This window comes from Photobacterium sp. ABD4_091, from assembly GCF_056160145.1.
In genome coordinates this window covers 293469-313052 of the sequence record NZ_JBSWWQ010000001.1, presented here as the reverse complement: position 1 = coordinate 313052, position 19584 = coordinate 293469, and the positions used below count along the sequence as shown (strand labels likewise).

The 19584-nt window shown below is 50.7% G+C and carries 13 protein-coding genes; 9 read left to right on the top strand and 4 right to left on the bottom strand.

What is annotated here, in order from left to right; genetic code table 11:
- Window positions 1–78: 78 nt before the first annotated feature.
- The 3 genes from ACXAGQ_RS01275 to elyC form a co-directional block, all read right to left on the bottom strand.
- Window positions 79–954 (bottom strand): DMT family transporter, encoded by an 876-nt coding sequence (locus tag ACXAGQ_RS01275; RefSeq protein ID WP_475251133.1) that lies wholly within the window; start codon window positions 952–954, stop codon window positions 79–81.
- A 254-nt stretch (window positions 955–1208) separates the two neighbouring features.
- Window positions 1209–2597 (bottom strand): L-cystine transporter, encoded by a 1389-nt coding sequence (locus ACXAGQ_RS01270; RefSeq protein ID WP_475251131.1) that lies wholly within the window; start codon window positions 2595–2597, stop codon window positions 1209–1211.
- Between the two features lie 337 nt (window positions 2598–2934).
- Window positions 2935–3717, bottom strand: coding sequence for an envelope biogenesis factor ElyC (gene elyC / locus ACXAGQ_RS01265; protein ID WP_475251129.1), 783 nt, complete (start codon window positions 3715–3717; stop codon window positions 2935–2937).
- Between the two features lie 120 nt (window positions 3718–3837).
- Here elyC and cmoM point away from each other — a divergent pair, with 120 nt between their 5' ends.
- From cmoM to ACXAGQ_RS01235, 6 genes are all read left to right on the top strand, one after another.
- Window positions 3838–4659: a tRNA uridine 5-oxyacetic acid(34) methyltransferase CmoM gene (gene cmoM / locus ACXAGQ_RS01260; RefSeq protein ID WP_475251127.1), complete on the top strand. Its 822-nt coding sequence runs from the start codon at window positions 3838–3840 to the stop codon at window positions 4657–4659.
- Window positions 4656–5978 carry a chromosome partition protein MukF gene (mukF, locus tag ACXAGQ_RS01255; RefSeq protein ID WP_475251125.1) on the top strand — a complete coding sequence of 441 codons (1323 nt, stop codon included), beginning with the start codon at window positions 4656–4658 and terminating at the stop codon, window positions 5976–5978. The genes cmoM and mukF overlap by 4 nt, the downstream gene beginning before the upstream one ends.
- Window positions 5959–6687 (top strand): chromosome partition protein MukE, encoded by a 729-nt coding sequence (gene mukE, locus ACXAGQ_RS01250; protein WP_475251123.1) that lies wholly within the window; start codon window positions 5959–5961, stop codon window positions 6685–6687. Before mukF ends, mukE begins: the two co-directional genes overlap by 20 nt.
- Window positions 6687–11150, top strand: a complete 4464-nt coding sequence (gene mukB / locus ACXAGQ_RS01245) for a chromosome partition protein MukB (protein ID WP_475251121.1) — start codon at window positions 6687–6689, stop codon at window positions 11148–11150. Before mukE ends, mukB begins: the two co-directional genes overlap by 1 nt.
- 296 nt (window positions 11151–11446) lie before the next feature.
- On the top strand, window positions 11447–12454 hold the full coding sequence (locus tag ACXAGQ_RS01240) for a membrane lipoprotein lipid attachment site-containing protein (protein ID WP_475251119.1): 1008 nt from the start codon (window positions 11447–11449) through the stop codon (window positions 12452–12454).
- Window positions 12455–12807: 353 nt separating this feature from the next.
- Window positions 12808–13593 (top strand): tetratricopeptide repeat protein, encoded by a 786-nt coding sequence (locus ACXAGQ_RS01235; RefSeq protein ID WP_475251117.1) that lies wholly within the window; start codon window positions 12808–12810, stop codon window positions 13591–13593.
- 129 nt (window positions 13594–13722) lie between these two features.
- Here ACXAGQ_RS01235 and ACXAGQ_RS01230 read toward each other — a convergent pair whose 3' ends face one another.
- Window positions 13723–15159, bottom strand: coding sequence for an IS1182 family transposase (locus ACXAGQ_RS01230; protein WP_475251115.1), 1437 nt, complete (start codon window positions 15157–15159; stop codon window positions 13723–13725).
- Window positions 15160–15506: 347 nt separating this feature from the next.
- On the opposite strand from ACXAGQ_RS01230, the gene torE reads away from it, so the two are divergent.
- The 3 genes from torE to torA are packed head-to-tail and all read left to right on the top strand — an operon-like array spanning window position 15507 to window position 19436.
- On the top strand, window positions 15507–15680 hold the full coding sequence (gene torE / locus ACXAGQ_RS01225) for a trimethylamine N-oxide reductase system protein TorE (RefSeq protein WP_039464313.1): 174 nt from the start codon (window positions 15507–15509) through the stop codon (window positions 15678–15680).
- 58 nt (window positions 15681–15738) lie between these two features.
- Window positions 15739–16923 carry a pentaheme c-type cytochrome TorC gene (gene torC, locus ACXAGQ_RS01220; RefSeq protein WP_475251113.1) on the top strand — a complete coding sequence of 395 codons (1185 nt, stop codon included), beginning with the start codon at window positions 15739–15741 and terminating at the stop codon, window positions 16921–16923.
- A 23-nt stretch (window positions 16924–16946) separates the two neighbouring features.
- Complete coding sequence (torA, locus tag ACXAGQ_RS01215) at window positions 16947–19436, top strand: trimethylamine-N-oxide reductase TorA (protein WP_475251111.1); 2490 nt, start codon at window positions 16947–16949, stop codon at window positions 19434–19436.
- The last annotated feature ends 148 nt before the right edge of the window (window positions 19437–19584 follow it).

Sequence of the window (19584 nt, the reverse complement as noted above, 5' to 3'; positions counted from 1 at the left end):
GGCTAGAAGCTAATTTAATCAATAAACGGGAGGCATTTGCCTCCCGTTTTTTTAGGTTTTAGGTGCTTGGTTTTAGGGTTAAGACTCGCTGAATGCCGTTTTGGTTTTGTTTCTAAATAAACGCTTCCAGTTGAGTGGCATCATCGGCACCACTATCAGTAATATTCCCAGCACAGTCAGTGCGTCTGGTATTTCATCAAACCACATCACCCCGAAGGCGGTGACAAACACCAGCCCCGAATATTCAGCCAAGGCAATTTGGCCTGCCGCAGCCTTCTTGTAACCGATGACCACCAAGGCGTGGTAACCCAGCACGAACAGGTTGATAGCCATGATCCAACCGATGTGACGCCATTCGATATTTGCCCATTGTGGTAGTGCCAGCACGAGCGAAAGCGGCAGGGTCATGACGCCGGTCCAGAATAAAGTTGAAACCAGGTGCTGATCTTTCGGCAGTTTCCTAATCAATATATTACCCAGCCCCATTGCCAAGGCGCTGCCAAGACCGACAACGGCTGCCCAATGGAAGTGCTCGGGGCGCAATACGACGAGTACACCCGCAAAGCCAATGCTGGTGGCAATAACTTTCGATCGCGGTGGCGTTTCCCTTAGTAGGAGGATGGATAGCGGCAGTATCAGCAATGGCCCAACGTAAAACATGGCATTGGCAGTTGCCAGCGGCAAGAACGTTATTGCCACCATGGCACAGGCACTACCCATCAAGATTAACTGGGCACGCCAGAAGGCAATTTTGCAGCACCCCTGCTGGCGTTTTGCCACAGGCAGCTTGAGCCAAAATGGCAGCAGCATAATGACGCTGAGCAGCTGGCGGATGAAGACATACTGGAAAGTAGGGACTTCACCATTGAGGATTTTCAAAGAAACATCCGAGAAGGAGGCGAGCAAGTTGGCCGCAATAAGTAGAACGATAGCTTGGTTGATAGGGTTACGCATTGACATTCAGTGTTCGGTATAGGATGAGTAAAAAACCGCTAATGCCATATTGTATGGCAAGTGGTGTATTCTACCGAACGAGGATGAAATTTCACTGAGTATTTTATTTTTGCGGGTGATTCAAACAAGGGGCTGTTGATTTCACATACAAAAATGCCACCCATCATAAAGAGGGTGGCATTTTTTAGTTCCTAGTTCCTAGTTCCTAGTTCCTAGTTCCTAGTTCCTAGTTCCTAGTTCCTAGTTCCTAGTTCTTACGTTTTCGCGGTTTCCTGTTCGATGTCGTCGTCAGACTCAAACAGGCTGTTGTCCGCTTGGCCCAGTACGCGGGAAGTAATGGTACCGGCAGTCATGGCGCCACTGACATTTACTGCAGTACGACCCATATCAATCAGTGGTTCGATTGAGATCAACAGGCCAGCCAGCGCAACAGGCATATCCAGTGCTGACAGAACGATTAGGGCAGCGAAGGTTGCACCACCACCGACGCCGGCGATACCGAATGAGCTGATAGTAACAATCGCAATCAGGGTAAGCATGAAGCCTGGATCCAGCGGGTTAATACCTACAGTTGGCGCAATCATCACAGCCAGCATTGCTGGGTATAGGCCCGCACAACCGTTTTGGCCCATGGTGGCACCGAATGATGCTGAGAAGTTAGAGACTGCATCACCGTTACCCAGCTTCTTAACCTGAGTCTCAACGTTGAGTGGAATCGTACCGGCACTTGAGCGCGAGGTGAACGCGAAGGTCAACACAGGCAGGATCTTCTTCAGGTAGCGGATTGGGTTCACACCAACGAAAGTCACCAGCACTAGGTGCATGACCAGAATCAGGCCAAGGCCGACATAAGAAGCCACCACAAAGTTAATCAGGCTTAGGATGTCGTCGTAGTTCGAACCGGCAACCACTTTGGTCATCAGCGCAAGCACACCGTAAGGCGTTAGGCTAAGTACAATGCGGACTAGGGTACGAACAACTTCCTGCGCAACATTCATGAAGCGCTCGAAGCTCGCGCCTAGCTCAGGCTGGGTGCGGATAACAGTAAGTCCTGCGACACCAACGAAAGCAGAGAAAATCACCACTGCGATAGTTGACGTTGGGCGGCTGCCAGCCAAGTCAGCAAATGGGTTTGCAGGGAAGAAAGAGATAATCATGTCAGCAAAAGACATGGCTTCTACTGATGTCAGGCGGGTTTCCAGCATCTCACCACGTGCGATCTCACGAGCGCCCTGGACAATACCTTCGGCACTTAGGCCGAACATGCTGCTGATCAGGATACCGATAAGCGCAGAAGCCGCTGTCGTTGCCAGTAGGATACCGATACTCAGGCCGGAGATTTTACCCAGTGAGCCAGAGTCTTTGACCTTGATGATGGCACCAATGATAGACACGGTGATCAACGGCATGATGATCATCTTCAACAGGCTTACATAACCCGCGCCAACAATGTTGACGTAGTCCAGGGTACCAGCAATAACCTCGCTGCCACCGCCGTAAATAAGCTGCAGTGCACCACCGAAAAGCACACCAAGTCCCAAAGCGGTAAATACACGCTTGGACAGCGTTTGTTCTGATTTTTGTTGTTTAACCAACAGGGCAATAATGATGGCGAAGACCGCCAAGTTGAGTATCTGGAGCATCGAACCTAATCCTACCGTTGTCATTAACCCGCAATTCCATTTTGCAAAGTCATCATTCATTAACTGGCTGCAATATTATGATGTGACTCGCAAAATCTGAATTAATTTCGATGGTTTTAGATATGAGGAATGGGAATTTAATAGATCTAAAAATCATATAGCTTAAACGTTAAGCATTTCCCGATGATCCAGAGGGAAAAAAAGTGGGTTTGTCTTCAGATTGAATAGAGAGTGGTCGATTTATCTTAATGAGAAACAGAGTGTGGGGCAGGCAGGATAATGCTTTGAAGAGTGCCGTCGGCTAACGGACTAGCCGACGGATGAGAAAATAGTGGGGTTATTGGGCCGCTGTCGCTTCTTCATCGGCCATGGTGCGTAGATCCTGCCACCAACGGCCAAGCGTCTCATGCCAGTAGCGCTCGGTTTGCTCAAGGTATTTTGCCTGTGGGCGGTAACGCTCCCAAGGTTGTTCAATCTTATTGCTGGCAAGGAAGTTGGTTGGGGCGGCGGTGGGCGTCAAGCCGACCTGGTGGAACTCGCCGATAGCCCGGGCCATGTGGCTGGCCGAAGTGACCACAACCAATTTGTCTTCACCGACGACAGAGGCAGCCTGGAAGGCTTCTTCCCGCGTATCTTTGGCGGTTTCCAGCAGCAAGATATCGTTCTTGTTGACCCCCAAGGCCAGCGCCACTTTCGCCATCATTCTGGCTTGACTGATATTGGTTCCACCGCCGTAGCCGGACAGAATCAACTTAGAGCCGGGAAACAAACGATGGATCCGCATACCCTCATTGAGGCGCATCAATGCCGTACGCGAAAGCTGCGAGGTAACCGGCATCGCATGATCAATAACATGACCGCTTCCCAGTACCATTACATAATCCACGGACTGCCCGGAGGGTACATAAGGCGGGTAGGCTTTTTCCAGCGGGCGCAGCAGGCTGGTAGCAACCGGTTGGAACGACACCAGGAAGATCCCAAGGAAGGCAAAGCTGATGAAAAAGCTTGCCAGCCCCTTGCGGCGGGTAAACCATAGCAGTAGTAAGCCAAACAAGCCGAGCATGAGCATGGCAGGTAGGGGCATAAGAAAAGCAGAGACAATTTTTTTTAGTTCAAACATGCAATGTAGTCCGAAAAATCAGCAGTTGAGCTCGAAAAAGCACCACAAGCCTTTATTCCTTTATCGCTTGTGAGAAAATAAGCCACATTTTTAGAACCGCTATCATAACGTAAAGCTGACGTGATCGAAGATCGAAATTTTGACGACTTAGCGCAAAAATTTGCAAAAAATATTTACGGAACTGGCAAAGGCCAGATCCGCCAAACGGTTGTTTGGGAAGATCTTGAGCAAATTTTAGCTCTATTGAAGAGCGATAAACCACTGCACCTATTGGATGCGGGTGGAGGAGTTGGCCAGCTGTCACAAAAGGTGGCAGAGCTAGGGCATCACGTTACTTTATGTGATCTTTCTAGCGAAATGCTGAAGCTTGCTGAGCAAGATATTGCTAAAAACGGCTTGCTTGAGCAGTATCGTTTGGTTCACAGCCCGGTACAGACGGTTGGGGAGCACCTCGATAGCCAAGTAGACCTGGTGCTATTCCATGCAGTCATGGAATGGCTGGCCGATCCGCAGGCGGCGCTGGAATACCTTCTCGAGCAGGTTAGGCCAGGCGGTATTATTTCCGTTATGTTCTACAACTATAATGGCCTGCTGTTTAAGAACTTGATTTGTGGCAACCTGACCCATATCGAAGAGGGGATGCCGCATAGGAAGCGCTTCAAGCTTCAGCCTCTGCACGGGATCAAGCCCGACGAGGTCTATAGCTGGCTTGAAAACGCTGGTTTTAATATTCTCGGTAAAACCGGAGTACGCACATTCCACGACTATATGCAGACAACCATGGTCGGGGATTACAGTTTTGAACAGGTACTGGCGATGGAGCAAAAGCTTTGCCGCCAGGAGCCTTATTTGTCCCTGGGCCGATATATTCATGTTTACGCCCAAAAGCCGTTAGCAGGCCCAGAGACGTTGAAAAGCAAAAGCAATAAGGACAACGGATGAGTGAAGTAACCCAGACCGTTCCCGAGTTGGTCAGTTGGGTTAAGCAGCATGAATTTGAGCTTAACCTGCCAACCGAGCGGCTGGCGTTTCTGTTGGCGATTGCTGTATTGAGCGGCGATCGTTTTGATGAAGAATTAGGGGAAGGTGAACTGATCGATGCATTTCGCATTGTCAGTGATATGTTCGACCAGACACCGGAAACCGTGGCCTTCCGTGCCAACAACGCCATTAATGAGTTGGTTCGCCAACGCCTGATTTCCCGCTTTACCAGCGAAGTGACCGACGGTGCCAGTATTTACCGTCTGAGCCCGCTGGCACTCGGGATCACCGATTATTATGCCCGCCACCGCGAGTATTCGACGCTGAAACTTTCCATTCAGCTTGCCATGGTTGCCGATGAGATTAACAAGGCTGCTACGGCTGCGCAGGAAGGCGGCGACGAAAAACACTGGCGCCAGAATGTCCATGCGGTACTGAAATACTCAGTGGCCGAGATCTTTGACCGTATCGATCTCAACCAGCGCACCATGGACGAGCAGCAGCAACAGGTGAAGCAAGATATTGCCGAACTGCTGAACCAGGACTGGCGAGCAGCGATCAGTAGCTGTGAAACCCTGCTGAATGAAACCTCCAGTACCCTCCGTGAGCTGCAGGACACCTTGCAGGCGGCGGGTGACCAGTTGCAAACCCAGCTGTTGATTATCCAGGAGGAAATCCAGGGAAACCCGGATCTGGAGTTTGTTGATGCCATGGTATTTAACTTGCAAGCCAAGTTGGACCGCATCATCAACTGGGGACAGCAGGCGATAGATTTGTGGATTGGCTATGACCGCCATGTCCATAAGTTCATCCGTACTGCCATCGACATGGACAAGAACCGTGCTTTCAGCCAGCGCTTGCGTCAGTCGGTGAAAGATTACTTCGACGCGCCATGGATGCTGACATACGCCGATGCCGAGCGCTTGCTCGATATGCGTGATGAGGCTTTAGTCCTGCGTGATGACGAAGTGACCGGTATCGTGCCGGAAGAAATGGAATTTGAAGAGCTGGATCTGGTCAATGACCAACTGGCAGAACAAATTGCCGCGATGTTGCAGGCCCACAAAGAAACCGGCGCTGCAATTAACTTGAGTTTGCTTCTTAAAGATTATTTGGCTCAGCACCCACATGCGCAGCATTTCGACATGGCGCGTCTGGTGATTGATCAGGCTGTTCGACTGGGTTACTCCGAGTCGGACTTCAATGCCATCCAGCCTGATTGGGAAGCTATTAATGACTACGGAGCCAAGGTACAAGCAAATGTCATTGACAAATATTGAAGAATTTATGCCTGAAAAGCTGGCCAAGGCGATTGCCAACCCGCTTTTCCCGGCACTGGATAACGCCCTTCGCTCTGGTCGCCATATTTCCAGCGAAGATTTGGACAACCATGCCCTGCTGATTGAGTTCGAGCAGGATCTGGCGATGTTTTACAAGCGCTATAACGCAGAACTGGTTCGCGCACCGGAAGGTTTTTTCTACCTGCGTCCGCGTTCAACCTCGTTGATTAGCCGTTCGGTGTTGACCGAGCTTGATATGCTGGTGGGTAAGGTACTGTGTTTCCTATACCTTAGTCCGGAGCGTCTGGCCCACGAAGGGATTTTCACCAACCAAGAGTTGTTTGACGAACTGATGCAGCTAGCCGATGAGAAGAAGCTAATGAAGCTGGTGACTCACCGTGCGACAGGCTCTGATCTCGACCGCGAAAAATTGTTCGACAAGACCAAAACCTCGCTGCGCCGTCTGCGCCGCCTTGGCATGATCATTCCTATTGGCGAAAACGGCAAATTCCGTATCAGTGAGGCGGTGTTCCGTTTTGGTGCGGATGTCCGTGTCGGTGATGATGTGCGTGAAGCGCAGATGCGCCTGATCCGTGACGGTGAAGCGGTAGTGGTTCACCAGCAGGAGCCAAGCCAGTCAAGCTTGCTTCAGGCGGATGACGCACCAGAACAAGAATTAGACAAAGCCGGTTTGGAGGGTGAAGCCTAATGGAACGCGGTAAGTATCAATCGTTGACCATGGTCAACTGGAATGGCTTCTTTGCCCGTACATTCGATATCGATAATCTGGTTACTACGCTATCTGGCGGTAACGGTGCCGGTAAGTCGACCACTATGGCGGCATTTATCACATCCCTTATCCCGGATCAGAGCCTGCTTCACTTCCGTAACACCACCGAAGCGGGAAGCTCCAATGCATCCCGCGACAAAGGTTTGCACGGTAAGCTGAAGCCGGGTACCTGTTACTCGGCACTGGATGTGGTGAACTCGAAGAACCAGCGCATCATTTTTGCAGTGAAACTGCAGCAGGTTGCCGGCCGTGACAAGAAGGTGGATATCAAGCCATTTATTATCCAGGGCTTGCCATCACACGTTAAACCGACCGAAATTTTGGTTGAGACACTGTCTGATAACCAGGCACGAGTACGTCAAATCAACGAAGTCAAAGAGTTGGTTAGCAGCGAATATGAAGGCGTAATGTTCAAAGCTTTCAATTCGGTCACTGACTACCATGTCCAGATGTTCGAGTTCGGTGTGCTGCCGAAGAAACTGCGCAACAGCACTGACCGCTCTAAATTCTACCGCCTGATTGAAGCCTCGCTTTACGGTGGTATTTCCAGTGCGATTACCCGCTCGCTGCGCGACTACCTGCTGCCGCACAACAGCGGCGTTAAGAAAGCATTCCAAGATATGGAAGCGGCGCTGCGTGAAAACCGCATGACGCTGGAAGCGATCAAGCTGACCCAGAGCGATCGTGATCTGTTCAAACATCTGATCACCGAAGCGACCAACTACGTGGCGGCGGACTACATGCGCCATGCCAACGAGCGCCGCCAGAAGCTGGAGAAAACACTGGGCTTGCGCGGTGAGCTGATGGGCTCTCGCAAGAGCTTGGATGATCAGCAGGCGTCCCTGACCAACATGACGGCTGAGCTGGATGAACTGACCGAGCGCGAAGGTGCGCTGGAGCAGGATCACCAAGCCGCTTCTGACCACTTGCAGCTGGTACAAACGGCTGTGCGTCAGCAGGAGAAGATCGAGCGCTACCGTGAAGACCTGGAAGAGCTGACCGAGCGCCTGGAAGAGCAGGTGATGGTGGTGGAAGAAGCCGCCGAGCAGCTAGCGATGGCAGAAGAGCAGGCGCTGCTGACTGAAGAAGAAGTCGACAGCCTGAAAACCCAGCTGGCTGATTACCAGCAGGCGCTGGATATGCAGCAGACCCGTGCCCTGCAATACCAGCAGGCGGTACAGGCACTTGAAAAAGCCCGCGATATCACCGGTGAACACCAGATGCTGGCTGATCAGGCAGTGCCTTACCTTGCCCAACTGAAGCAAGACCAGGACACCCAGACAACCGCATTGCTGGCCCTTAAGCACAAGCTGGATATGTCGTCGGCAGCAGCGCAGCAGTTTGAGAAAGGCCTGCAGATTGTCACCACTATTGCAGGCTCAATTGAGCGTGCAGAAGCCGGTAGCAAAGCCCGTGAACTGATTGCCAAGGCACGCCAGCTAGGCGCGATTACTGAGCGTAGCGATCAGCTAAAAGCCCAGTACCGTGACCTTGAGCGTGCGGTTCGCAACCAGCGTCAAGCGACAGAACTGGCTGAAACCTATGCCAAGCGCTTTGCTGTAACGATTGACGGTGAGCTGGCTTTGGCAGAACAGCAAGCACGCCACGAAGCAACCTTGGAAGAGCTAGAGCAACAGCAGGAAGCTTTGGTTGAGCAGCGTAATGACATGCGCCGCCAGGAGCAGCAGCTCACCAGCCGGATCTCAACGCTGGAAGCGGCTGCACCTGCGTGGATTTCAGCTTCTGATGCATTGGAAAAGCTATCTGAGCAATCAGAGCGCGAGCTTTACGATAGCCAGGCTGTGATGGAAGCGATGCAGCTGACACTGGACAAAGAGCGTGAAGCCTCTTCGACTCGTGACAAGCTGGCTGCCCGTAAACAGCAGATTGAGCTAGATATCGAACGCCTGGCCCAGCCTGGCGGTAGTGATGATTCACGCCTGCGTGCATTGGCTGACACCTTGGGCGGAAGCCTGCTGTCGGAAATCTACGACGATATCACCCTAGCCGATGCGCCATATTTCAGCGCCATGTATGGCCCGGCGCGTCACGCTATCGTGGTACCGGATCTCAAAGGCATAAAAGACAAACTGGTGGCGTTGGATGACTGCCCGGATGACTTATACATCATCGAAGGCGACGCAGATTCATTTGACGACAGTGGTTTTGATGTTGATGAGCTGGAAGAGGCAGTATGCGTTCACCTTAACGATCGCCAGCTGCGTTACTCGCGCTTCCCGAAAGTACCATTGTTTGGCCGTGCCGCCCGTGAGCAGCGCCTTGAGCACCTGCGTGAAGAGCGTGAGCAACTGATTGAAGACCACGCCAAGGCGTCTTTCGACTCGCAGAAACTGCAGCGCTTGTACCAGAGCTTCAACAGCTTTGTCGCGACCCATATGGCGGTGGCTTTCAACGACGATCCTGAAGCCGCGCTAAAAGTGGCGCGTGACAAGCGTAACCAGGTTAGCCGCCAGCTTTCTGAATCACAGGCGCAAGAGCAGCAACAGCGCAGCCAGCTAACAGCGGCTCGCGAAGCGCTTGGCCTACTGGGTAAAATTAACCCATTGGTTAACCTGCTGGAAGATGACACCTTGCAGGCACGCTTCGACGAAGTACAGCAGCAACTGTCGCAGCTGGATGAAGCACGCCAATACCTTGACCGCCATGGCAAAGCTATTGCTGAACTGGAATCATTGGTTACCGCGCTTGATGCTGACCCGCAGCAGTTTGATGCCCTGCAGATCAGCTACGATGATGCCGACAAGCAGCTTCAGACACTGAAAGCGAAGATCTTCGCTGTTGCCGACTTGGCAGAGCGTCGTCACCACTTTGGCTATGCTGATTCCATCGACATGCTCAACAAGAGCTCTGAGCTTAACGAACAGCTGAAAGCCAAGCTAGCTTCGGCTGAGCGTGAGCGTAACCGCTGCCGTGATGCCCTGAAGCAGACTCGTTCGCAGGCGAACCAGTACAACCAGCTATTGGCCTCGCTGAAGAGTTCGCACCAGGCGAAATTGGAAACCGTTCAGGAGTTCGAGCGTGAGCTTCAGGAATTGGGTGTACGTGCTGATGTGGAAGCAGAAGAGCGTGCCCGCTTGCGCCGTGATGAGCTGAACGAGCGTCTACACACATCGCGTACCCGCCGTAGCCAGCTAGAGAAAGGTATTACTTCTGTCGAGCTGGAAATGAAAGGCTTGGTGAAACGCCTGCGCAAAGTAGGCAAAGAATACCAAGAGATCCGTAAGCTTGTCGTTACCGCCAAAGCCGGTTGGTGTGCGGTACTTCGTCTGGCGCGTGAAAGTGATGTCGAGCGTCGCCTGCACCGCCGTGAAATGGCTTACATGTCAGCCGATGAGCTGCGTTCGCTATCGGATAAATCGCTGGGTGCATTGCGTCTGGCAGTCGCGGACAACGAGAACCTGCGTGACGCCTTGCGTGCCTCGGAAGATGTTTCTCGCCCAGAGCGCAAAGTACTGTTCTATATTGCGGTTTACCAGCACCTTCGCGAGCGTATTCGCCACGATATCATCCGTACGGATGATCCGGTCGAAGCGATCGAAGAGATGGAAGTGGAGCTGGCGCGTCTGAGCGAAGAGCTAACTGCCCGCGAACAGCGCCTGGCGATCAGCTCTGACTCGGTGGCGAACATTATCCGCAAGACCATCCAGCGTGAGCAAAACCGTATCCGCATGCTGAACCAGGGCCTGCAGAATATCGGCTTTGGTCAGGTGAAAGGCGTGCGGCTGAATGTGAAAGTGCGCGAAACGCACGAGCAGCTACTAGAAGGCTTGGCTGATCAGCAGGATCAGCACCAGGACTTGTTCGGCAACCACCGTTTGTCGTTCTCCGAAGCGATTGCCAAGTTGTTCCAGCGCCTGAACCCGCATATTGATGTTGGCCAGCGTTCGCCTCAGGTGATGGGTGAAGAGCTGCTGGATTACCGTAACTACCTTGAGCTGAGCATTGAAGTTAACCGTGGTACAGACGGTTGGCTGCAGGCTGAATCCGGTGCGCTGTCTACCGGTGAAGCGATCGGTACTGGCCAGGCAATCCTGCTTATGGTTGTTCAGAGCTGGGAAGAAGAATCCCGCCGCCTGCGGGGCAAAGATATCATCCCATGCCGCCTGTTGTTCCTCGATGAGGCCGCACGATTGGATGGTAAGTCGATTGCTACGCTGTTTGAGCTGTGTGACCGTCTAGATATGCAGCTTCTTATCGCGGCACCTGAGAATATCAGCCCAGAAAAAGGGACCACCTACAAGCTGGTGCGTAAGATCTTTAAAGATCGCGAGCACGTGCATGTTGTTGGACTGCGTGGTTTCGGTCAGGAGGCAAAAGCGCCTGCCAATATCCAGACCATGCTGGAGCTAGATCCGGTATAACCGCATCAAACCTGATTTCGAAATAGTAAAGCCGGTCTTGTGACCGGCTTTTTTCGTCTTGAAGATAAGAACTTTTTCTCATTACTTAATTAGCCTAACGATAAATTTTTTGCCCTTTCATATCCGCCTAAAATTTTAACTGTCAGATTCGGCCACTTGTCAGCCAGAACAAAACACGGCGTTGTTTGCTGTTCGGTTTTGTCCTTGCATGGCACAAAAAATACATAGCCAAACACGAAGCGGCCAGCATGTTGGTTTGGTACAGGCCAGTTTTTATTTGTCGTAGGGGTGATGACATGAAAAAAATAATATTACCAGTGCTCGCCACGCTCATTGTGGCCGGCTGTAGTGATTCAGATGGGGCAGCCTCATCATTGGCAAACAATGATCCGGCACCGAACCAGGACGATGGGGCATCGTCAGTACCTGTATCGGTGGATGTTTCAACGCCACCGAATGAAGTACCTAAGGGGGCAGATGATCTTCAGGCTTGTGTGGCCATTGATGCGGTGCAGGTTATGGATTTGGCGGGGACCATTATCGAGTGGACCACCAAGAGTATGACTGATCCGTACGGTGTGAACTCGACACAGTGTATCCCAGCCGATTCCGAAATCCCGATTGATAACGATGGTTACCCGAAGTTTATTGTAATCGACTTATATGATGTCACTGGGGTGGACTTGGTTAACCTGATTTCCGAGCAGCTCTTGCCAGTTGGCGAATACACCAGTATGGCCCTATCTATTTTGCAGGGTAGCTACGGGGACTTCTTGGATACCCCATACTCTTATGTCGGTAACCCGGTAGACAAGATGAAGATGGACATCGTCGATGATTTGAAGTTCGACGGTTTAGATATCAACATCGATGTACCGACCACTTTTACCATGACGTTTGATCTCAAGAGTATGATCCAGCTGATCGAACAGGCTTATTACCTCAAGAACGAAGGCTTCAAGGTTGTCGATAACATTACGGCAGGCTCTTTGTTCGGTGATATCGATGTCTCATCATGTTCGACCTCGGTGAAAGATGCTTACGTTTACCTTTATGATTCAGAGTCGCCAGAATACGGTGATCTTGGCTCAGACTACCCACCGATTAAAACCGCCAAGGTAAATGACGATAACTCCTATGAGATGAAGTACGTCAAAGAGGGCAACTACGATATCGTCTTGGTGTGTGATGCATTGTTCGATCTGCCAAACCAGATCGACTTGGATATCGACCTGGATGGCGAGTCGAAGAAATACGAAAACCAGTACATCAAAGCAGGTGATGACCACTACCGCAACCTGTAGTTAAAATCAGCTTACCTTTTAAAAACAGCCAGGCTTTATCTGGCTGTTTTTATTTATATATCCAAGCAACTTGGTATATAGGTGTTTCTTTGCGGTGTGGAATATTGTGCTGTCATCCAGCCCTTATTCAGCAAATACCCGTATCTTATAGTTTATATAAATCAGATCTATCTCTCATTTTTGATTTTCGGCTATATTTTTTTGTGAGCGTTAAGTTGCTGACAGGAATAAAATTAAGCGTCGATGTCACCTTTTTTGGTCTCTAATGTCTTACCTTTTGTGGTTGTTTTTTGACCGCTACTTCTTTAAATTTCCTACCCAGAAACCGCAAACGCTTTGAAAGAGACCGAGATATGCCAGCTAAGATGACCCTGAAAAAAGTTGTATTTGGTGCCATTTTCGGCCTAGTTGCACTGGGTGCAACAACCGCCAATGCTTCTGTTACTACTTCTCCTGAGCACCATCTGCTATCTACTCTGAACTATGTAGAGCTTGAAGCCGAGCAGGGTGATAAAAATATGCAGCTGTTTTTGGGGCGTGCATACCTTGAGGGCAGCAATGGTCTTAAAGCCGACCCGCTAAAAGGCATGTACTGGCTAGAGAAAGCGGCTGTCGATATGCCTGAAGTAAAAACCTTGATTGGCGATTTGTTCAAGCGAGGTGAAGTATTGCCTCGCGACAACCAGCAGGCGGTTCACTGGTACACCGAAGCGGCTAACGAAGGCGATGTTCCTGCCATGGTTGAGCTGGGTATGTACTATGCGTCAGGCGCGACAGGCTCAGTTGACTGCGGCAATGCGATTAAATGGTTTAACGAAGCGGCCAACGGTGGCTCTTTGGAATCCAAGCGTAACTTAGTATGGCTCTATGCGACTTGTTCGGACGAGCGTATGCGTGACGGTGAGCGTGCTTTGAAACTGGCGAAGCAGGTATTGAACCGTTCTGGAACGGGTGACGCCGGCGACTACGATAATTTAGCTGCTGCCTATGCTGCTTGCGGCGAATTCCGCCGCGCAGTTGAAGCCCAAGAAACTGCCATTGGCAAGCTAGAAGAGTCAAACGGCCAGCGTTATGCAAACTTCGAGCAGCGCCTGAAGCTTTACCAGCAGAACCAGACAATTTATAGCGCAGCATTGTAATTCGCTGATTAACATAGAACAAAAGATAAAAAAGGTGCCTTGTGGCACCTCAGATTGCTGACGAACCCCACTTTTTAAGTGGGGTTCTTTTTAGAGAGCGGCCGTAGGCCGCGATCGCGATTTTTTTACCTACCAGCTCGGTTGGAGGCTCCTTTGCTCTTCTCGCCTGATATTGACTCGTATTAACCTAATTAGAGCGTTTATAAGGCCTATTTTCTGTAAGCAGCCCAGCACCAAGGCCATCTTCTTGATATTTTGAGCAGCAGCGGCCAACCAACATTGCATCTGCACCTTGTTCAACCCCCGGAACCGTGCATATCGGTGACCATGATGCTGTTTCGCATCTGCGAAGCTTCTTTCTACCGTTTCTCCCCTTCGCCGATAGGTCCTTTTACCATAAGGTGTCAGCCGTATTTTGTTTGCTCGTTCCACAGCCTCCGCGTAGATATGCCGGGTTATCACCTTCTTCATTGTTTTGCTTTGGGTGCAGTCATTTCTCATCGAGCAGAGCTCACACTCCTTGGGGGCCGAGTGGTATTCTCTGTAGCCTTCTCTTGACGTGGTTTTATAGATAAGTTCCTGGCCATTTGGGCACAGGTAAGTGTCTGTTTCTTTGTTATAGATAAAGTGCTTCTTCTTGATAGCATTCTGGGTGCGAGGCGGCCTACGGTAACCAAAGAGGCCAAGGATTTCTCTTCGTTCAAGGCTCTCAGCAACAGGAGCCGTGAAGTATCCAGCATCAAGGCCTACGGCTATAGGATTCAGGTTGAACTGGTTGAGCGTGTAGTCTAGCCGATTGATATAAGGCTGGGAGTCATTGACGTTACCTGCGGTCGCATAGGTATCGACGATAATCCCATGCATGCCATCGACGGTGCGGTGGTCAAGGTAAAAGAACCCTTGCGGCTTGTTATCCCGCGTCATAAAGCCGCTTTCAGAATCAGTCGTGCTCACTTTGGTATTTTTGAGCTTAGGCTCTGATTTTCGCTCAGCTAAAGGTTTTTTCCCTTCGGCTTCCCGCTCCTTGGCCACATCTTCGTTGAGCATCTCAAGGTAGGCACTGGTGCGGACAGCTTGCTGTTCATTGGTAAATTTCTTCTTGTTAGCATTGGCTTTGAGGTGGGTGCTGTCGGTGAATAATTCATTCCCGGCGACGAGCCCTTTATCCATGGCCTGGAGTACGATATTGGTAAAGATGCGTTCAAAAATATCCGTCCCGTTGAAGCGGCGGATGCGGTTTTGGCTGAGCGTCGAGGCATGGATAACTTTCTCTGTCAGTGACATGCGAAGGAACCACCGATAGGCCACATTGACCTCGATTTCTTTGACTAGCTGACGCTCGCTCTTGATGCCAAAGATGTAGCCCAGCAGGATGATTTTAAACAAGCGGACGGGGTCAACAGGAGGCCGGCCATTGTCTTGGCAATATAGGTGAGCGACTTCGTCTCTAATAAATTCGAAATCTATAACTTGGTCGATTTTACGTACGAGATGATGCTTCGGAACCAGCTGTTCCATTGTGACCATTTCGAGTTCGTACTGTTGGGGTGAGGGTTCTTTTAACATGTCGAGATATCCATATTTCGATATCTCTATTAGATCAAAGGCCTAGCTTAAAAGCCAGACCTTTGTCATCAGTCTGAGGTGCCTTGTGGCACCTTTTTTTTGTGCTCTTTGAGACCCCAATCACCAATCGTCATTTTGATTAATCAATTCATTAGCAATTTCAAGTCCAGTTTCAATCCTTAACTATACTTACAGGAATTAGCTCTTAAGAGTGATACCAACCTGCATAAGTAATTGATCTATCTATTTTCCTACACAACCTATAGTTCAACGACTTATCAATACTGGTATTTGGCAACTGCCTACTTGAGAGAAAAAATAACAAGATAGGTAAAAGGAAAGAAGCAATGAGCAACCCGGAACCCGTCAGTGACAAAGAGAAAGCCAAGTATGAATGGCGCTCTTTTTTGTTTATCACCATTTTCTTGTTTCCCATTCTAGCGGTCGCCATCGTAGGTGGTTATGGCTTTATCGTGTGGGCGATGCAAGTGTTTTTCCTTGGGCCTCCTGGCCATGGGTAATTTCGATTGCCGAGATATGAACGCCAGAGTAAAGCTGCAAAGGAATAGGTAGAACACTATGATGAAAGCGTTGAAAAAGCTGTGGGCGACGTTTTGGCGTCCAGCAGTACATATTAGTTTGGGCGTGTTGACGCTCGGCGGATTCATTGCCGGGGTCATCTTCTGGGGGGGCTTTAATACAGCCCTTGAAATGACCAATACCGAGAAGTTCTGTATTGGTTGCCACGAGATGCGTGACAACGTCTACGAAGAACTTCAGCAAACCGTCCACTGGTCAAATCACTCAGGTGTAAGGGCTACATGCCCAGATTGCCACGTTCCCCACAATTGGACCGATAAAATCGCCCGTAAAATGCAAGCTAGTAAAGAGGTATACGGCGCAATTTTCGGAACGATCAATACCCGTGAAAAATTTTTGGAAAAACGTTTAGAGCTAGCCAACCATGAGTGGGAGCGTTTTGCTGCCAATGGGTCGCTGGAGTGCAAAAACTGCCACAACTACGACAGCATGAACTGGGATGAAATGTCGGATCTAGCTCGTACCCAAATGCAGCAGGCGGCGGAGCGTGATCAAAGCTGTATGGATTGCCACAAAGGGATCGCCCACGAGTTGCCGGGCAACATGGAGCTCTCCGGCGGCATGGTTCAGCAGTTGGTGCAAAGGGCCAGCAATACGTCTTTCAAGGAAGGAGAAAACTACTTCAGCGTTCGTTATCTCCCGATGTACGAGGATGAAGCACTGACTATTGATGGCGGCCAACTCAACCCAGCCTCTGAAGTCAAAGTTGTTCAGGTTAAAGACAATGCGGTGCAGGTTGAAATCGCCGGTTGGCGTAAAACCAAGGGTTTTGGCCGGGTGATAAACGAAGACTTTGGTCTCAATATTCCTACAGCGGCACTGAGCAAAGATGCGGCATTGAGTGACACTCTAGTGGAAAAATTTGAAGAGAAAGAAGATGAGTTAACAGGCTTGGGCTGGCAGCGGGTGACGGTCAAGCTCTGGATGCCAAAAGAGTCTCTGCTTGATGATGTGGAAACAATATGGGCTGAAGCACGCCCTGCCTATAACAACAACTGTAGTACTTGTCATACACAGCCCGCAGAAAATCACTTCGATGCAAATACATGGCCGGGTATGTTCAACGGTATGTTGGCTTTCGTCAACCTCGACCGTGACAGCGAAGCCTTAGTGCTGAAATACCTACAGAAACATTCATCAGATTTTTCTGATGGCGGCCATTAAAAGAAGCGAAGCGAGGTAAGAACATGTCTCTGAGTCGACGTCAATTTTTATCAGGGTTAGTCACCACCAGTGCGGTTGGTGTTATCGGCCCGAGTTTACTCACCTCGGTGGCCCGGGCGGCCGAAGAGGTATCGTCACCCTATTCGGCAGATGGAATATGGAAAACCACGGGCTCCCACTGGGGGGCATTCCGCGCCAAAATTTATAACGGTAAGGTGGTAGAGATCAAACCGTTGGAGCGGGATAAATACCCGACGGATATGATTAACGGTGTCAAAGGGATTATCTACAACCCTTCCCGCGTCCGTTACCCGATGATCCGCTTGGATTGGCTCAAGAAGCACAAATACAGTGGTGACACCCGCGGTAACAACCGTTTTGTCCGGGTAACCTGGGACGAAGCGCTGGATATCTTCTACAACGAGCTGGAGCGGATTCAGAAAGACTATGGGCCATGGGCTCTGCACGCCGGGATGACCGGCTGGCGCCAAACCGGTCAATTCCACAGCTGTGGTAACCATATGCAGCGCGCAGTGGGGATGCACGGTAACTTTATGACCAAGGTGGGGGATTACTCTACCGGCGCGGGCCAGACCATTATGCCTTACGTGCTGGGTTCTACCGAAGTGTATGCCCAAGGAACGTCTTGGCCGGATATCCTGGAAAACAGTAAAACCGTGATCCTGTGGGCTAACGATCCGGTTAAGAATACCCAGGTAGGCTGGCAGTGTGAGACCCATGACTCCTATATGTACTATGAGCAGCTCAAGGACAAGGTAGCCAAAGGTGAGATCAAAGTGATCTCGGTCGATCCGGTTAAATCGAAAAGCCAGAATTACCTGGGCTGCGATCAGCTGTACGTCAATCCGCAGACGGATGTGCCGTTCATGCTGGCGATTGCCCATACCCTGTACAAAGAAGAGCTGTACGATAAAGCATTTATCGACACCTATGCCTTGGGTTTTGATGAGTTTATCCCTTACGTGCTGGGTGAAAGCAAAGACAAAGTGGAGAAAACCCCTGAGTGGGCCGAGCCTATCTGTGGCGTGAAAGCGGATGAAATCCGAGAGTTTGCCCGCTTGCTGGCAAAAGATCGTACCCAGATAATCTTCGGCTGGGCGGTTCAGCGTCAGCAGCACGGTGAGCAGCCATACTGGATGGGGGCGGTTATCGCGACCATGTTGGGACAGATTGGTCTGCCGGGTGGCGGTATCTCTTATTCTCACCACTACAGTGGGGTGGGGATCCCACCAACAGGGGCTGCCGGTCCGGGTGGTTTCCCGCGTAATGTCGATGAAGGTAAGAAACCTAAGTGGGACAATAACGACTTCAAAGGCTACAGCCGTACCATCCCGGTAGCCCGCTGGATAGACGCAATTCTCGAGCCGGGTAAGGAAATCAATTACAACGGCGCGAAGGTGGTGTTGCCGGATACCAAGATGCTGGTGGTCAGCGGTTGTAACCCGTGGCACCACCACCAAGACCGCAACCGGATGAAAACCGCCTTCCAGAAGCTGCAAACCGTCGTCACCATTGATTTTGCCTGGACGGCGACGTGCCGCTTCTCGGATATCGTGCTGCCTGCTTGCACCCAGTTTGAGCGCAATGATATCGACTTGTACGGCGCCTATTCGGGTACCGGTGTACTCGCGATGCACAAGTTGGTGGATCCGCTTTACCAGTCGCGCACCGACTTTGATATTTTTACCGACTTTTGCCGCCGCTTTGGTCGCAACAAGGAGTATACCCGCGGCATGGATGAAATGGAGTGGATACGCTCGCTCTATGATGAGTGCCGAGAGGCCAACAAAGCCAACTTTGAAATGCCGGAGTTTGATGAGTTCTGGGAAGTCCGGCAGGCTGGATGGGTTGATTTTGGCGAGGGCAAAAACTTTGTCCGCCATGCAGATTTCCGTGAAGATCCTGAAATCAATCCGCTGGGTACACCATCAGGATTTATCGAGATCTACAGCCGCAAGATAGCCAGTTATAACTATGAGCATTGTCAGGGTCACCCAATGTGGTTTGAAAAAGCCGAGCGTTCGCATGGTGGGCCAGGGTCAGACAAGCACCCGCTTTGGTTACAGTCTTGTCACCCCGACAAGCGTTTGCACTCCCAGATGTGTGAGTCGGACGAATACCGAGCCACCTATGCGGTTCAAGATCGCGAACCGGTTTATATCAGTCCGGAAGATGCCAAAGCCCGTGGCATCAATGATGGTGACTTGGTGAGAGTGTTCAATGACCGCGGCCAGTTATTGGCTGGGGCAGTGGTGTCCGATGATTACCCGCCGGGGGTGATCCGGATCCAGGAAGGGGCATGGTATGGACCGCTTAGCGAGAAAGTGGGGGCGATTGATACCTATGGCGACCCAAATACCTTGACCATGGATGTCGGCACCTCTGAATTAGCTCAGGCAACCAGTGCCAACACGGTCGTGGCAGATATCGAGAAATTTAAAGGCGAGGTACCGCCGGTGACAGCCTTTGGTGGACCGATTATTGAAACCTGAATGTCCTAGAAGTTATGGCATGATAGAAATTTCCAACCCGCCATCCATGGCGGGTTAATTTTGGCTTTTTCCCGTTTGGTTATCACGCTTTTCCTTTTTGTTACCACAGTGTACTTTGACACTGGTTTCTGAGATGTAACACAGCGCC

Excerpts from the sequence above, each read along its gene's own strand:
- ACXAGQ_RS01275 (WP_475251133.1), bottom strand. The coding sequence starts at position 954 with ATGCGTAACCCTATCAACCAAGCTATCGTTCTACTTATTGCGGCCAAC.
- ACXAGQ_RS01270 (WP_475251131.1), bottom strand. The coding sequence starts at position 2,597 with ATGCTCCAGATACTCAACTTGGCGGTCTTCGCCATCATTATTGCCCTG.
- elyC (WP_475251129.1), bottom strand. The coding sequence starts at position 3,717 with ATGTTTGAACTAAAAAAAATTGTCTCTGCTTTTCTTATGCCCCTACCT.
- mukF (WP_475251125.1), top strand. The coding sequence starts at position 4,656 with ATGAGTGAAGTAACCCAGACCGTTCCCGAGTTGGTCAGTTGGGTTAAG.
- mukE (WP_475251123.1), top strand. The coding sequence starts at position 5,959 with ATGTCATTGACAAATATTGAAGAATTTATGCCTGAAAAGCTGGCCAAG.
- mukB (WP_475251121.1), top strand. The coding sequence starts at position 6,687 with ATGGAACGCGGTAAGTATCAATCGTTGACCATGGTCAACTGGAATGGC.
- ACXAGQ_RS01240 (WP_475251119.1), top strand. The coding sequence starts at position 11,447 with ATGAAAAAAATAATATTACCAGTGCTCGCCACGCTCATTGTGGCCGGC.
- ACXAGQ_RS01235 (WP_475251117.1), top strand. The coding sequence starts at position 12,808 with ATGCCAGCTAAGATGACCCTGAAAAAAGTTGTATTTGGTGCCATTTTC.
- ACXAGQ_RS01230 (WP_475251115.1), bottom strand. The coding sequence starts at position 15,159 with ATGTTAAAAGAACCCTCACCCCAACAGTACGAACTCGAAATGGTCACA.
- torE (WP_039464313.1), top strand. The coding sequence starts at position 15,507 with ATGAGCAACCCGGAACCCGTCAGTGACAAAGAGAAAGCCAAGTATGAA.
- torC (WP_475251113.1), top strand. The coding sequence starts at position 15,739 with ATGATGAAAGCGTTGAAAAAGCTGTGGGCGACGTTTTGGCGTCCAGCA.
- torA (WP_475251111.1), top strand. The coding sequence starts at position 16,947 with ATGTCTCTGAGTCGACGTCAATTTTTATCAGGGTTAGTCACCACCAGT.